We start from the raw sequence: 14346 nt of genomic DNA on the forward strand, positions 1-14346 counted from the left end.
CTCAGTTCCGTCACGGGACAGTCCGGCAGGCCGCTCGCCCGATCGGCCATGGATCGGTGACGGGATGCCAGCGTCCATTCTGCAGGAGACATGCATGCGTGCCTTGATCCATCGTCCTCTGGTGGCCAGCGCGGTCGCCATGGGCTTGCTGGGGGCCTGCGCTTCGGCGCCGCCCGTGAACAGCGTGGCCACCGTGGCGGTCCAGGCCACGGTCACGCCCGAGGAGCTTCAAGCCGGCCATTCCCATGCCGTCCGGATGCGAACCGCGCTGCAGGCCGCGGGCGTCCCCCGTGAGGTGGTATCGGCCGGCCGCGTGGTTCGGGTCGCCTGCGCCATGATGAGCGACGGCACCTGGGGCGGTCTCGGTGTGCTGCCCGAGGGCGCTCGCGCGGCAAACGACAGCGTCTGGCGCATCCGCGTGCGGGATGTGGGCGACAACGATCGCGAGGCGGTGAATCCGCTCATCGATCCCGTGCACGGGCTGAGCTGGTCCGGCAAGGCGGCCTACACCTTCGTCCCCGACTGGCGCGAGCAAGGCCGTTTCTCCAACCTGGATCCGGTGCCGCTGCCCCGCGATCAGGCGGGCCGCTATCACGTGGTCTTCAGCCGCTACCTCGTGCGCTGCTCCGGCTAGACCGCCCCGCCGCCGCACTCAGGGCTCAGGCCAATGGCACACCACCTCCACGTTGTGGCCATCGGGCGCGATGGCGAAGGCGGCGTAGTAGTTGGCGTGGTAGTGAGGGCGAAGCCCTGGAGGCCCGTTGTCTTTCGCGCCCGCGGCCATTGCGGCGCGGTGGAACGCGTCGACCTCGCTGCGGCGGTCCGCCTTGAACGCCAGGTGCAAGGGCACCGGACTGTCCTTGGACTCGGACAGCCAGAGCGAAGGTTTGCCGCCCTTGCCCAGGCCCACGCCGTGCGGACCCTTCATGGCGACGCCCACCCCCAGCGGCGCCAATGCACTCAGGAAAAAGGCCTCGCTGGCCTGGACATCGCTGGCGGGAATACCGATGTGATCGAACATGTTCGCCCCTCTCTGAAACCAGGGAGGTTAGGACGCCAGCCACCGCCCCACCTTGCGGTAGGTCAACGCGCGAGTGCGCGCGGGGCGCTGCGGGATGGGGTGCGGGTCAAGTTCGTCCCCCGGCGGTCGATACAGGGGCATCTCTCTTCTTCCCGTTTGGAAATCCCCATGGACGTTTCTCCCGCCGCCCTTGTCCACGCCGTTGCCGACATGAAGCGCGACCAGGTCACCAGCGAGGTGCAGATCCAGGTGCTGAAGAAGGCGCAGGACATCCAGTCGTCCAGCGCCATGGCGATGCTCAACGCCTTGCCGGCCGCCCTGCCGCTGGCCAGCAGCGGCTCGCTGGGCACGCAGGTGAACGCCCTGGTCTGAACGCTCAGGCCGGCGCGCTCGAAGCGGCCTGCCGCATCAGCTCGATGAACCGCTTGGCACCGAGCCCCATGGCCCGGTCGGTGTGCCACACCACGTCCACCCACACGCGCAACTCGTTGCTGATGTTGTTGAAGCGGATTTCCGTCAGCGTGCCCGCGGCCACCATGGGCGCAATGAGGCTGCGCGGCAGGTAGGCCCAGCCCAGGCCCGCCTGCACCAGGCTGAGCGTGGCGAGGTGGCTGTCGGTGCGCCAGATGTGGCGCGAGAGCAGCAGGCGCGGATCGCGGCCGCGCGGGTCGCGGCTGACCACGGCGATCTGGCGGATGTCGATCAGGTCGTTGAGCTGCAGCCGGCCCTGGCGCGCCTGCGCTTCAGGGTGAGCGGGTGATATGACGGCCACCAGGATTTCCTGCCCCAGCTCCTGAAAGCCCTCGCGCTCGTCGGTGCCCGGGCGTTCGAACACAAGCGCCAGCTGGGCATCGCCCGCGTGCAGCATGCGCAAGGCGTCGGCCTGCGGGGCCGAGCGCACTTCCACGATGAGCGCCGGAAACTCGGCGGCCAGCACGGCCAGCGGCTCGCTCCAGGGCGCGGACAGCAGCTCGGGCGCAATGGCGATGGTCAGTTGGCGCTCCAGCCCCTGGTGCAGGCCTTCGGCGTGGGCCTGCAGCTGGCGCAGTTGGCTGGCGAGCTGCCGGGCCTGTGGCTCCAGCGCTCGCGCCACGTCGGTGGGCCGGGGCTCGCGCGCGCTGCGGTCGAACAGCACCAGATCGAGTTCGGCTTCCAGGTGGGCGATGGTCATGCTGACGGCCGAAGGCACGCGCCCGAGCTGGCGCGCGGCGGCCGAGAACGAGCCGGCGTCGAGCACCGCGAGGAAGACGCGCACGTTGTCGCTGGAGAAGGCCATGGCGCTTAACTTATCAGATTTTCTGAAAGTATCTGACTTTTACCGTCAGCCATGGCGATCTAACATGCCTTCATTGCCTCAGCCAGACCGGCCCGGAGGCCAGGGATATCGGAGTTTCGCCATGCAAGGCATCAAGCGCAAAGTTGTCTACATCACCCTTTACGAGGTCATCGCCATCACCATGTCCACCGCCGGGCTGGCCCTGCTGTCGGGTGCCCAGATGGGGCATGCCAGCGTGGCGGCCGTGGCCGCCTCGGCCATCGCGGTGGTGTGGAACCTGGTCTACAACACCTTGTTCGAGCGCTGGGAGGCGCGCCAGGCCCGGCGCGGGCGCAGCGTGTGGCGCCGCGTGGCGCACGCAATCGGTTTTGAAGCGGGCCTGGTGATCACGCTGGTGCCGCTGTTCGCGTGGTGGCTGGACATCTCGCTCTGGCAGGCCTTCGTGCTGGACCTGGGCCTGATCGTGTTTTTCCTGGTCTACACCTTTGTGTTCAACCTGGCGTTCGACAAGATCTTCGGCCTGCCGGCCTCGGCGCAGCCCGCGCCGCAGGGGGCCTGAGCCCCGGCTTCGTCAGATCTTGGCGAAGTCGCCGCTGCGGCCCAGGCCGGCGGCAAAGCGGCCGGCGCCATCGGCGCCCTGCTCCCAGTGCGCTTCCACGCCGTTGTGCCATTCGCGGCGCATGGCCTCGCGCAGCGGCAACCCATAGGTTTCGTGCACGGTGCGGCGGTCGGCCCGCACGGCAGCCTGGGGGAATCGCGCGATCTCCTGCGCCATGGCTTCGGCGGCGGCGCGTGCGCCCCCCTCTTCCACGACTTTTTCACACATGCCGATGGCCAGCGCCTCGGCGGCGGGCACCTTGCGGCCGGTGAGGATGATTTCCATCGCGCGGCCCTGGCCCACGAGGCGCGGCAGGCGCACGGAGCCGCCGTCGAGCAAAGGGATGCCCCAGCGCCGGCAGTAAACGCCGAAGTAGGCGCTGTCGGCCATGACGCGGATGTCGCACCACAGCGCGAGCTCCATGCCGCCGGCGACGGCCGGGCCTTCCACGGCGGCGATGACGGGTTTGGAGAGTTCAAGGCGCGTGGGCCCGAGCGGGCCGCGCGGCGCGTCGTTGGCACCCATGGGGAAGGCCAGGCCGCGCGCGATGTCGGCGTCGAACTTCTCGCGGTCGTTCAGGGTGCTGGCGTACTTCAGGTCCCAGCCGGCGCAGAAGGCGCCGCCCTCGCCCCAGAGCACGGCCACGGAGGCGCTGGCGTCTTTGTCGAAGGCCTGCAGCGCGGCCACGAGGGCGTCGGCGCTCTCGGGGTCCATCGCGTTGCGCGCTTCATCAAACCGGCTGTGGATGATGGTCCAGACCGGGCCGTTCTTTTCGGTTCGCACTGCCATGTGTCATGTCTCCTGCTGTCCGGCGGCTCGCCGGCGGGTGGTCAATGAATGCTCGATGAGCTGCCTGGGGGAAAGCTTGGCGAACTGCAGGCGCCCGGCCTGGTGCAGCACCAGGGTGCCGATGAGCTGCGCGAAGGTGGCCATGGCTTCGGCGTCGGGCGGGCTGTGGCGGCTGCGCCGGGCGTGCGGCGAGAGCAGCACGAGGGTGTCCATCAGCGCCTTGTTGAGCGCGAGGTCGTGTTCCTTGCCGACGCCGAGCTTTTTCAGGCCGTTGAAGGCGTAGAGACCGAGGTTCACCTCGTAGGGGCGCGCGAGGTAGTGGTCCAGAAAGGCCCTGGCGGCGCGCTCGTGCGGCAGGCCCGCGCCCGCGCCGCTGGCGGCGGCGGACACCTGGGCGTGCAGATCGGCCAGCGAGGTCGCGAGCAGCTCGGCGTAGATCAGCTCCTTGCTCGCGAACAGCGGATAGATGGCACCGGTGGTGCAGCCCGCGCGCTGCGCGATCTGCCGCATGGTGGCACCCTGCAGGCCGTGCTCGCCAAAGACTTCGCTCGCCGCGGCGAGGATGGCCACGCGCTTCATGTCGCGCACGCTGGCGGCCCAGGGGCCTGCGGAACTCGAAGACGAAGGGTTCATGTAGCGCCGATACGTTTCAATAACGTTGTTATGTTAGCGCCGCAAAAGAAGCCGCGCAAGGGCCGCGCGGCGGGTGGGTGGATTCAGGCGTCGAGCACGAGGTGGCCCGCGCGGCAGCGCGACACGCAGATCATCATGGACTTGTTCGCCGCGCGCTCCTGCTCGGTGAGGATGAGGTCGCGGTGCTCCACATCGCCCGCAATGACCTTGGTCTCACAGGCGCCGCACACGCCTTCGCGGCAGCTGTGGTCCAGCGCCACGCCTGCGTTGAGCAAGGCGTCGAGCAGCACCACGCCGGGTGCGACCTGCACGGTCTTGCCGGACTTGCGCAGTTCCACGCTGTAGCCCACCGCGGCGCTGGTGTCGGCCACGGGCGCGCCCGCGGCGAAGCGCTCCAGGTGCACGTGGCCCTGGCCCAGTTGCGCGCAGGCCCGTTCGTAGGCTTCGAGCATGGGGGCGGGGCCGCAAGCGTAGAAGTGCGTGTCCGCGGCGTGACCGTCGAGCAATGTCAAGAGCTGGGGCGGGCGGCCCTGTTCATCGTCGAAGTGGGCGTGCAGCGAGAGCATGGGATGCGCCCGCACCAGGGCCTCGATCTCGCCCACGAAGGCCGCCTCTGCCCGGCTGCGCGCGCAGTAGATGAGGTGCGCCGGGCGGTGCAAGGCGGCCAGGCGCTGGAACATGGCGAACACGGGCGTGACACCGATGCCACCGGCCAGCAGCACGCTGCGCGGCGCGTCTTCCTGCAGCCGGAAGTGATTGCGCGGCGCGCCGATGGGTATGACCTGGCCCACGCGCAGTTGCTCATGCACATAGCGCGAGCCACCCCGGCTGTGGCGGTCGTTGAGCACGGCGACCACGCAGCGGTGGCTTTCGCCCGGGTTGGTGAGCGAGTAGCTGCGCACCAGGCCGTTGCCCAGGTGCAGGTCGATGTGGGCGCCGGCCTCCACCACGGGAAAGGCGGTGGCGGGCGCAACGGGACGCAGCTCGACGCTGACGATGCCCGTGGCTTCGTGCCGGAGGTTGTAGACCAGGGCCTGCAAAGTGGGAGATGACATCCCGGGCGCCTCACATGATGTGCAGCCCACCGTCGACCATCAGCGTGGTGCCGGTGATGAAGGACGCTTCGCCCGAGGCCAGCCACACGATGGGCCAGGCAATTTCCTCGGGCGAGGCCCAGCGGCCGATGAGCGAGGTGTCCTTGCGCTCGGTCTTGAGCTGTTCGACGCTCTTGCCCGAGCCTTGGGCGCGGCCGACGTGGAAGTCCGTCAGCGTGGAGCCGGGGCAGACCGCGTTGGCGCGCACGCCGTGTGGCGCCTCCTCGAAAGCCAGGCTGCGCGTGAACGCGAGCTGGGCGGCCTTGGTCGCGTCGTACAGCGCCATGCCTTTGCGGCCGGTGACGGCGTAGCAGGACGAGACGTTGACGATGGCGCCCGCGCCGCTGTGCCGCAAGGCCGGCAGGGCCGCGCCGCAGTAGTTGGACATGCCCACCAGGTTCACGCCCACCATGGCCTGCCATTCGGCGGGCGTGGCGTGTGCCGCGGCGGTGTAGTTGCGCATGGCGGCGTTGTTGACCAGGATGTCGAGCCCGCCCCACTGCGTGGTGCACTGGGCCACCGCCGCCTGGGCGGCGGCTTCGTCGGCCACGTTGGCCGCGACGATGGCCACGCGCGCCTGCGGCATGGCCTGCAGGATGGCGTCCTGCGTGCGCGCCAGGGCCTGGGCGTCGGCGTCCACCAGCAGCACGGCCGCGCCTTCGCGACAGAACAACCGGGCAGCGGCGGCGCCGATGCCGGCGCCCCCGCCGGTGATCAGCGCGGTCTTGCCCGCGAGTCGGGGTTCGCTCATGTTGCGATCACTCCGCCTTGGCGCCGGTGGCCTTGATGACCTTGCCCCAGCGCACGATCTCGGTGCGGATCCAGTCGCTGAACTGCTTGGGCGAGCCCGCGATGATTTCAAACTCCATCTCGTGCAGGCGCTTCTGAATCTCGGGCGAGTTCAGGATGCGCACCATCTCTTCGTTGTAGCGGTTGATGATGGCCGGCGGTGTACCGGCGGGCGCTAGCAGCCCGATCCACGAGGTGGCCTCGAAATCCTTGAGGCCGGACTCGGCGAGCGTGGGCACGTCGGGTGTGCTGGGGAAGCGCTTGGGACCGGTGGAGGCCAGCAGCTTGAGGCGGCCTTCCTTCACGAAGCCCTGCACGTTGCCCGGCACGAAGAAGCCGGCCTGGATGTTGCCCGCGATCAGGTCGGTGACGGCCGGGCCGGCGCCGCGGTAGGGGATGTGCGTCATGTGGAAGCCGGCGGCCGACTTCATCATTTCCATGGTGAGGTGCGAGGCGCTGCCCATGGCGACCGAACCATACGAGTACTGCGCCGGGTTGGCCTTGGCCTTGGCGATGAAGTCCTTCACGTCTGCGATGCCGGCGGCGGGATTGACCACCAGGTACTGCGGCGACTTCACGGCCAGGGTGATGGGCGCGAGGTCCTTCACCGGGTCGTAGGGCATCTTGTCGAACAGCGTGACGTTGATGGCCAGCGGGCCGTTGTAGCCGATCAGCAGGGTGTGTCCATCGGGCGCGGAGCGCGCCACTTCCAGCGCGCCGATGTTGCCGCCCGCGCCGGGCTTGTTCTCGACCACGAAAGGCTGGCCAAAGGCCTTCTGCAGTTCCGGGCCGATCAGACGCGCGAGCACGTCGTTGGTGCTGCCGACAATGGGCACGATGATGCGCACGGGCTTGCTCGGTCGCCAGTCGGCGCCTTGCGCCCAGGCCGAGGTGGCCGCGCAGGCCGCGAGCGCGACAGCGGCCGCGAATTTGAGATGGGACTTCATGGATGTCTCCTGTGGTGGTCTGTCGTGGGGAAAAGGGTCAGCCGCTCAGAGGCTGAAAACCGGCTTCTTCGTGGCGTCGGCGAGCTGCTCGCGGGCCCAGGCGACCGGGTCCTGCTCCTTGGGCAGCAGCACGCCGGCGGGGCGCACGTGCTGCGCGCTGGCGTCGAGCGCAGGCGGCGTCTGTCCCTGCTCCAGGCCGAGCGCGGCTTCGTTGAGCATGCGGCGCGCCATCACGATGGCCTTGTCGGTGGGCAGCAGCTTCTCGGCCTCGTGGTCCTGGATGGTGCCCATGCTTTCCTGCAGCGAATAGTCCTGCGCGGAGAAGCCGAAGACGCCGCTGTACGAGCGGTCTTCGCGCTGGGCCACGCGGTCCATGCCGTAGTCGTTGTCGCGGTTCTGCTTGGGGATGAAGCTGCCGGGCGCCTCGTACTCGACGTGGATGCCCTTGCCCTCTTGCATGGCGGTGCGCTCTTCTTCGGTGAGCGGCCGGGCGGGTTGCCAGTTGATGCTCCAGGCCCAGCAGCTGTGGTCGTCGATCGGCACCCACACATGGCCGCCCAGCGCATGGTCGCCGAACGGGGCGATGAGTGTGAACCAGGGAAACAGCCACTGCGTGATGCGCCAGTAGTACGAGTCAGGCTCGCCGTTGCGGCGCCCGAACAGGCTCAGGCCAAAGGGGGTCTGCTCGATCTCGAACTTCACATTGCCGTCGGCCTTGATGTAGTCCAGCGCCTTGACACCCTGGTGCATGGGATCGGTGTCGACCTCGAAGCGGTGCACATAGGAGACATGGGCGGTGTCAATGCCGCCTTCCATGGCCTGCAGCCAGCTGCTGTACTGCAGGCGCTTGGAGACGAACACATGCTCCGGCGGCAGCGTGCACCACTCCAGCTCCGGCGGCTCGGGCTGCTGCTCGGCCGGGCCCATGTACGCCCAGACGATGCCGCCGCGTTCGACGCAGGGGTAGCCCTTGATGTGCATGCGCGCGCAGGCTTGCGGGGCGGAGGGCACGTCCACGCACTTTCCATCGCCATCGAACTTCACGCCGTGGTAGGCGCAGCGGATGCCGTTGTCCTCGTTGCGGCCGAAGTAGAGCGAGACACCGCGGTGCGAGCAGAACTCGCCGATCAGGCAAGCCTTGCCATCGGTGTTGCGAAAGGCCAGCAGTTTCTCGCCGAGCAGTTGCACGCGCACCTGGGGCCCATCGGCCTGCGCGATTTCGCTCGACATCAGCGCGGGCACCCAGTAGCGACGCATCAGGTTGCCCATGCGCGTGCCGGGACCGACGCGGGTGAGCGTTTCAGACATTTCCTTGTTCACAGGGGGACTCCATGGGGTGGGTTATTTGTACGTCAGGTGAGACAGTTGTCCATTTTTAATCCAGGCTTGATCCATGTCAAAGAAAATGACTCGACTGTCCATCAGGCGGACGTATTTCATACAATGCGGCATCCGATACCCGGGAGATGGCAATGAGCATCGACAAGAGCAACGAGGGCGTGCGCGCCGTGGATCGCGCGCTGGACATCCTGATGGCCTTTCGCGCGGACGACCGGCAGCTGAGCGCGAGCGAACTGCTCAAGCGCGTGGACCTGAGCCGCCCTACCCTGTACCGGTTGCTGCGCACGCTGGAGTTGCGCGGCTTCATCGTGTCGGTGGGCGAGCCGCAGCGTTTCCAGCTCGGCCCGTCGGTGGCGCACCTGGCGCACATGTGGAACTCGGGCCTGGACCTGGCCACGCTGTCGCAGCCGATGATGCGCCGCCTCTGGGAGCAGACGGGCGAGACGGTGGCGCTGCTGGTGCACCACGGCGAGGAGCGGGTGTGCGTGGCGGAGATGCCGAGCGCGCAACCCCTGAGTTTCAAGCGCGGCGTGGGCCACAGCGAGAAGGTGATCCTGGGCGCGAGCGGGCGCGCCATTCTCGCGTTCGCGCCCGACGCGCTGAACTACATCGAGGGCCGCATCCCGAAGGCGCGCCAGAAGGCGTACCTGGACGAGCTGGTGCGCATCCGCGAGACCGGCTACGCCATCAGCCGCGACGAATTGATCCAGGGAGCGGTGGCGATCGCCGCGCCGTTTTTCTCGGCTGGCTCGAAGGTGGTGGGCTCGCTCGCGGTGTATGGCCCGAGCGCGCGCGTGGACGACGCGCAGGTCAGGCGCATCGTGCAGTGGCTGCTGCAGGCCGCGCGCGATCTCTCGCAGAAGGCCGGCGCGGGGCCATAACGCGCTGCGCCCCATGCGCGGCGTGGGACGCACCTATCATGGGCGCCTGATCCTCTTCTGACGAAAGGAACCGCTCCATGAAAAGCATCGCCACCGTCCTGTTCGGCGCCTGGGCCGTGCTGGTGCTCACGCTGCCCGCGTTCGCGGCGGAGCCTTCCTCGGCCTGCCATGCCAAGCGCCGCAACATCGAGGCCCAGCTGACCAACGCGACCGAGAACGGCCGCAAACAGGAAGCGGCCGGCCTGAGGAAAGCCCTGCGCGCCAACGAAGCGAACTGCACGGACGAATGGCTCGACAAGGAGCACAGCCGCAAGATCCTGGAGGCGCGCCAGAAAGTGGCCGAACGCGAGGCGCGCCTGCGCGAGGCCGAACAGAAGGGCGATCCGAAGAAGGTGGCCGAGCGCCAGGCCAGGCTGGAAGCAGCGCGCCGCGAACTGAGCGAGGCCGAGCAGCCGCTCGAGCGCTGAAGCGCGGCGGGCGCCCTGCGCCTCAGACGGTGGTTTCCATCAGGCAGCGGGTGACGCGCGGCGGTTCGTCGCCGAGATGAAAGGCCAGCTTGCGGTCGCGCAACGCGACGTCGGCGGCGGTGACGCGATCGAATCGCCGAAGGTGGTCCGTCCAGGACTCATCCACGATCACCTCGACGAAGCGGCCCGGGTCGTTGATGTCGTGCAGCAGCTCCCAAGACAGGGCGCCGTGGCGCAGGCGCCCGCGCCGGCTTTCGTTGAGCATCAGGAGCCGGAATTCCGCCGCGCGCGCGGGGTCGATGCGGTACTCGATGCTGACCATCACATGGCCATGCCCCGGCGGTTCAGAGGTCGACGGTGCGGGAAAGATGCGCTTGGGGGTGAGATCGTCTTCCAGACCCGCGTCGGGCATCCAGCGGTTGACGGCCGCCATGGCGCTGATGCCGCTGACGGCGGCGATGCCCAGGCAGACGGGCACGCTGGTCCAGGTGGCGACCTGGCCCCAGAGCGCCGCGCCCGCCGCGCTGCCACCCATGATGGACATCTGGTAGATCGACATGCCGCGCGCGCGCACCCAGTCGGGCAGGCCCATCTGGATCGACACGCTGAGCGTGTTGGCCACGGTGATCCAGGCCGCCCCCCCGAGGAACATGGCGGGCACGGCGATCCAGAGCTGATGGGTCACGGCCATGACGGCCATCGCGGCGGCCTGGACCGCCGCGCCGCGCATCACCAGGCCATCGCGCGAATAGCGCCGGCGCAGCCGGGGCAGGAAGGCGGTGGAGGTGATGGCACCCGCGCCCATGGCGGCCAGCAGCAGGGTGAAAGTACCGGCGCCGCCATCCTGCATGCCGCGCGCGATCAGGGCCAGCAGCGCCATCAGCGCGGTCGAGTGGAAGAAGAAGATCGAGATGCGCAGCAGCACCCCTTTGAGCAGGTACGACTGCGCCACGTACTGCAGCCCCACGCGCATCGCGGAGCCCAGCCGCTCACGGCCCAGCGGATTGGGCGTGTGCTGGCGCTTCCAGCGGCTGATGATGACCGCAGCCCCGATCGAGAGCAGCGCGTTGAACAGAAAGACCCAGGCACTGCCGGCGCTGGCGATCAGCGCCCCGGCGGCCAGCGGGCCGATGATGCGAGAGGCGTTCATCGACACGCCATTGAGCCCCAGCGCCGCCGGCAGCTGCGAGCGCGGCACGAGCTCGGGCACGATGGCCGAGAACACGGGCCAGCGCATCGCCATGCCGATGCCGTTGGCGAAGATCAGCACCAGCAGCAGCGGCGGCGTCATCACGTCGAGAAAGATGACCGCGCTCAGCAGGATGGCCACTGCCGCCACCCACAGCTGCGTGAAGAGGAAATAGCGCTTGCGGTCCAGGTTGTCGGCCAGCGCGCCGCTGGGCAGGCCGAGCAGGAACACAGGCAGGGTGGCGGCCGTCTGCACCAGCGCCACCCACAGGGGCTTGGTGGTCAGCGAGGTCATCATCCAGGCCGCCGCCACTTCGCTCATCCACATGCAGATGTTGGCCATGAGCCAGGTGGTCCATAACATGCGGAACACCGGCAGGCGCAAGGGAGCTATGGGCGAGAGGCTGTCGTCATCGGCTTGGGACATGGGGGCACTGTAAAGGTTCTTACAGCCCTCTTTGCGACACCGCACCCGGCCTGGCCGAGTAGCGCACCAGGCCGTCCAGGGCCTCGATCTCCACACGCGCGTGCCGCCGGGCATAGACCTCCGCCTTGAGCCATTCCAGCTCGGCGTTCAGGTTCGCCTCGTCGGCCAGGGTGCAATACCAGACCTTGGCATCGCCATCCCACCGGTAGCCCCGGGCCTTGAGCAGGTCCTTGGACTCGAACGGCGAGCCGGTGGCGCGCAGCTTGAAGCTGGGCTGGGCCGCCGCCGAGATGAGGCGGCTCAGTCCCGTGGCCTGGCCCTGCGGGCCCACCGGGCGCGACAGCACCTGCAGCAGGGCGTGGCAGTCGACCTGCGCCCGGTGCGCGTCGTAGAACCAGCCTTGGTTCTGTGCGAGTGCACTGAGTTTGGCCGACTCGGCGCCAGCGGCCTTCCAGTCGATGTCCGCGAAAGAGCAGGCCCAGGGCCTGGCGGCGAAGCCGGGGAAGCGCGCTTCCACGAAGGGGCGGTCGAAGCCGGCGTTGTGCGCGACGATCAGATCGGCCCGGGCCACCAGGGCCTGAACCTGCGCATCGTCCAGCCGGTGCCCGGCCACCATGTCGTCGCTGATGCCGGTCACCTGCTGGGCCACCGCCGGGATCGGCATGCCCGGGTCTTCAAACCCTTCGAACAGCGTCACCGGCCCGAACGGCAAGCCCGAGGCGAGGTCCACGTCGACCAGCAGCATCGCGAGTTCGATGATCTTGTCGGCCTGGTGAGACAGGCCGGTGGTCTCGGTGTCGAGCACGAGCACACGTTGCACGCCCGGCAGCGCCTGCCCGTGGCGGTCCGGCGGCGGGCCATAGTCCGTGATGGGCACGAGGCGGCGCAGGACGCGGTAGGCAGGGTCCTGTTCCAGGCGCCGGGCCATGTCCTCCAGGGTAAGGGGGGGCGGGACCGGTACCGGGACGGCAGGTCGGGCGCGTTTGCCGCGCGAGACAGATGGAGCAGGTGCAACGGGCTCGGGAGCCCCCTGACCAGGCACATCGAATTCAAAGCTGAACTGATTCATCCGTGAAGCCTACCTCACCCGGCGGGGGGCGTTCGCCATGAACTTGCCAGGTCGCCCGGTGTGGGACAGCTCATTGGCGGCGCGGCGCCGAGGCCATGGTTGATCGACCTACGTCGCCGTGCTGCTGGCCATGTCTCCCGGGCCTTTCAGGCTGCTGTCTACCGGCCAGTCCCCTGCAGGCAGACTGAAGAAAAACGCTGCGCCCTGGCCGAGGCTGGACCTGGCCCACACTTTTCCGCCGTGGCGCTCGACGATGCGCCGCACGATGGTCAGGCCAAGACCTGTGCCTTCGTGGGTGGCATGGAGTCGGGTGAAGGGCTGAAAGAGCTGTTCGGCCTTGCTTGACTCGAACCCCACGCCGTTGTCGCGCACGCACACCACCACGGCCCCATTCTGATGACGGGCAACCACCTCCACCCTGGGCGGAGTCTGGCCCAGACTGAACTTGATGGCATTGCCGATCAGGTTGACGAACACCTGCTCGATCAGCCCTGGGTCAGCGAAGACCTCTGCATCCACATCCATCACGATCTCGCCCCCTTGCATCGCTGGATACACGGCAAGACAGGTGGACATGGCTTCACGGGCTGGATGGTTCAGGCAGACCCGGCTTCGATGGAGTGGCTGGAAACTCATCTGACTCAGCCGCAACAAGTCCGTGACCAACTCCGTCATGCGGGCCAACAAACGCGTCTGCCTCTGGACGCAGTCTTTGACGGTGTCCTGGTCGTTCTTGTCGAGCGCCTCCTTCAGCATATCGGCGATCCCACTCAGACCCCGCAGAGGCGCCTTCAGGTCGTGCGAGACCATGCCTCCAAAGGCCGTCAGTCCTGCGACGACGTCCTGCAGTTCCTGAGTTCGCTCCGAAACTCGCCCTTCCAGCGAGTCGTTCAGTTTGAGCAACGCTTGCTCCGCGTGTGTCCTCGCCTGCAGCTCGGCTTTCAAAGCCGCTTGGCGCCGTGCAAGGCCGGTGGCCAGCAACGCCACGCCGACAATGGTGAATGGGATGGCTGAGAGGCTCAGTTGCAGGTCAACCGGGACCAGCAGATAGATCAGTGGCTGCATCGCAAGCAGTCCGGCGACCACCAGCAGGCTCCCGACACCTTCTGCGTTGAAGCGCTCGCAATACAGCAAGGCAAGATAGCTGAAAAGAACGGCCACCACCAAGTGCGAAGGGCGCAGAGCGGGCGCGAGCTGGTAAAGCAAGAAGACCGATAGCAAGCTGCCGAAGAACACCAGCCAGAACCACCTCCAGGGCCGTCGAATCTGCACACCGGCCAGCGCATGGGCGCCCACGAAAAAGGCGGTGAACGCGCCAAGCCCCGCCAAGGCATTGGCTGCACGCAAGGCGCCGCACCCCGTTTGAAGATTCGAGCAGTGTGAAGAGGCAAGAAAGTTGGCCAGGGCACCGAGAAGAAAAGACCATGCCAGCCACCCATATCCGTCGGCCGGGGCATCGCGATGCGTCATCCACAACAAAAGCGCCAGCAGGAGCTGCGTTGCCCCAAATGTGATCAACAGAGACTCAGATTGAGTGATGCCTGGCATGGCTCGCCTCCTGTGAAGCTGGCTTACCTGCGTGTCTTGGTGGCCCATCTAGCCCGCCAGCTCGACCGCGCGGGTCCATCTGACGGGCGATCGATCGGGTTGGGCATTCAGGTGGGAGAGGATTTTCACACAGCCTCGTTCAGAGCTGAGGTGGCAACCGCGGTCCATGGCCGCGTTGTCTTTCGCCTTGTGGGGGCGAAAAGCGACCAGCCCGCTCGATGAGCGGCAGGCAACAAAAAAGCCCTCGTTTCCGAGGGCTTCAATGACAAGCAAATGCT

The 14346-nt window shown here is 67.7% G+C and carries 16 protein-coding genes; 5 read left to right on the forward strand and 11 right to left on the reverse strand.

The features are described 5' to 3' along the window. Window positions 1-94 precede the first annotated feature (94 nt). Window positions 95-634, forward strand: coding sequence for a hypothetical protein (locus tag KIT86_RS06085; RefSeq protein ID WP_297396085.1), 540 nt, complete (start codon window positions 95-97; stop codon window positions 632-634). Between the two features lie 18 nt (window positions 635-652). Here KIT86_RS06085 and KIT86_RS06090 read toward each other — a convergent pair whose 3' ends face one another. Beyond that, the gene (locus KIT86_RS06090; protein ID WP_297396086.1) at window positions 653-1021 is read right to left on the reverse strand and encodes a VOC family protein; all 369 of its coding nucleotides are present in this window, start codon (window positions 1019-1021) and stop codon (window positions 653-655) included. A 168-nt stretch (window positions 1022-1189) separates the two neighbouring features. Here KIT86_RS06090 and KIT86_RS06095 point away from each other — a divergent pair, with 168 nt between their 5' ends. Next, window positions 1190-1393 carry a putative motility protein gene (locus tag KIT86_RS06095; protein ID WP_297396089.1) on the forward strand — a complete coding sequence of 68 codons (204 nt, stop codon included), beginning with the start codon at window positions 1190-1192 and terminating at the stop codon, window positions 1391-1393. A gap of 4 nt (window positions 1394-1397) precedes the next feature. On the opposite strand, the gene KIT86_RS06100 is transcribed toward KIT86_RS06095, so the two are convergent. Beyond that, window positions 1398-2297: a LysR family transcriptional regulator gene (locus KIT86_RS06100; protein WP_297396093.1), complete on the reverse strand. Its 900-nt coding sequence runs from the start codon at window positions 2295-2297 to the stop codon at window positions 1398-1400. 121 nt (window positions 2298-2418) lie between these two features. On the opposite strand from KIT86_RS06100, the gene KIT86_RS06105 reads away from it, so the two are divergent. Then, the gene (locus KIT86_RS06105; protein WP_297396096.1) at window positions 2419-2856 is read left to right on the forward strand and encodes a PACE efflux transporter; all 438 of its coding nucleotides are present in this window, start codon (window positions 2419-2421) and stop codon (window positions 2854-2856) included. A 12-nt stretch (window positions 2857-2868) separates the two neighbouring features. Here the strand turns inward: KIT86_RS06105 and KIT86_RS06110 are convergent, their stop codons facing one another. From KIT86_RS06110 to KIT86_RS06135, 6 genes are all read right to left on the reverse strand, one after another. Then, on the reverse strand, window positions 2869-3684 hold the full coding sequence (locus KIT86_RS06110; RefSeq protein ID WP_297396099.1) for a crotonase/enoyl-CoA hydratase family protein: 816 nt from the start codon (window positions 3682-3684) through the stop codon (window positions 2869-2871). 3 nt (window positions 3685-3687) lie between these two features. Then, window positions 3688-4317 (reverse strand): TetR/AcrR family transcriptional regulator, encoded by a 630-nt coding sequence (locus tag KIT86_RS06115; RefSeq protein ID WP_297396102.1) that lies wholly within the window; start codon window positions 4315-4317, stop codon window positions 3688-3690. A gap of 83 nt (window positions 4318-4400) precedes the next feature. Continuing rightward, window positions 4401-5372, reverse strand: a complete 972-nt coding sequence (locus KIT86_RS06120; RefSeq protein ID WP_297396105.1) for a PDR/VanB family oxidoreductase — start codon at window positions 5370-5372, stop codon at window positions 4401-4403. A 10-nt stretch (window positions 5373-5382) separates the two neighbouring features. Next, window positions 5383-6162: an SDR family NAD(P)-dependent oxidoreductase gene (locus KIT86_RS06125; protein ID WP_297396106.1), complete on the reverse strand. Its 780-nt coding sequence runs from the start codon at window positions 6160-6162 to the stop codon at window positions 5383-5385. 7 nt (window positions 6163-6169) lie between these two features. Continuing rightward, window positions 6170-7147, reverse strand: coding sequence for a tripartite tricarboxylate transporter substrate binding protein (locus KIT86_RS06130; RefSeq protein ID WP_297396109.1), 978 nt, complete (start codon window positions 7145-7147; stop codon window positions 6170-6172). A gap of 45 nt (window positions 7148-7192) precedes the next feature. Beyond that, window positions 7193-8467 carry an aromatic ring-hydroxylating dioxygenase subunit alpha gene (locus tag KIT86_RS06135; RefSeq protein ID WP_297396111.1) on the reverse strand — a complete coding sequence of 425 codons (1275 nt, stop codon included), beginning with the start codon at window positions 8465-8467 and terminating at the stop codon, window positions 7193-7195. Window positions 8468-8619: 152 nt separating this feature from the next. Between KIT86_RS06135 and KIT86_RS06140 the strand changes: the two genes are divergently transcribed. Beyond that, window positions 8620-9369, forward strand: a complete 750-nt coding sequence (locus KIT86_RS06140) for an IclR family transcriptional regulator (protein WP_297396114.1) — start codon at window positions 8620-8622, stop codon at window positions 9367-9369. 77 nt (window positions 9370-9446) lie between these two features. Then, window positions 9447-9836: a DUF1090 domain-containing protein gene (locus KIT86_RS06145; protein WP_297396117.1), complete on the forward strand. Its 390-nt coding sequence runs from the start codon at window positions 9447-9449 to the stop codon at window positions 9834-9836. A 22-nt stretch (window positions 9837-9858) separates the two neighbouring features. Here KIT86_RS06145 and KIT86_RS06150 read toward each other — a convergent pair whose 3' ends face one another. The 3 genes from KIT86_RS06150 to KIT86_RS06160 all read right to left on the reverse strand — a co-directional run bounded on the left by KIT86_RS06150 (window position 9859) and on the right by KIT86_RS06160 (window position 14068). Then, the gene (locus KIT86_RS06150; protein ID WP_297396121.1) at window positions 9859-11451 is read right to left on the reverse strand and encodes an MFS transporter; all 1593 of its coding nucleotides are present in this window, start codon (window positions 11449-11451) and stop codon (window positions 9859-9861) included. A 19-nt stretch (window positions 11452-11470) separates the two neighbouring features. Beyond that, the gene (locus tag KIT86_RS06155) at window positions 11471-12379 is read right to left on the reverse strand and encodes a 3'-5' exonuclease (protein ID WP_297396123.1); all 909 of its coding nucleotides are present in this window, start codon (window positions 12377-12379) and stop codon (window positions 11471-11473) included. Between the two features lie 249 nt (window positions 12380-12628). Beyond that, window positions 12629-14068 carry a HAMP domain-containing sensor histidine kinase gene (locus tag KIT86_RS06160; RefSeq protein WP_297396126.1) on the reverse strand — a complete coding sequence of 480 codons (1440 nt, stop codon included), beginning with the start codon at window positions 14066-14068 and terminating at the stop codon, window positions 12629-12631. Window positions 14069-14346 lie beyond the last annotated feature (278 nt).

The organism is Hydrogenophaga sp., from assembly GCF_026125825.1.
GTDB lineage: Bacteria > Pseudomonadota > Gammaproteobacteria > Burkholderiales > Burkholderiaceae_C > Hydrogenophaga.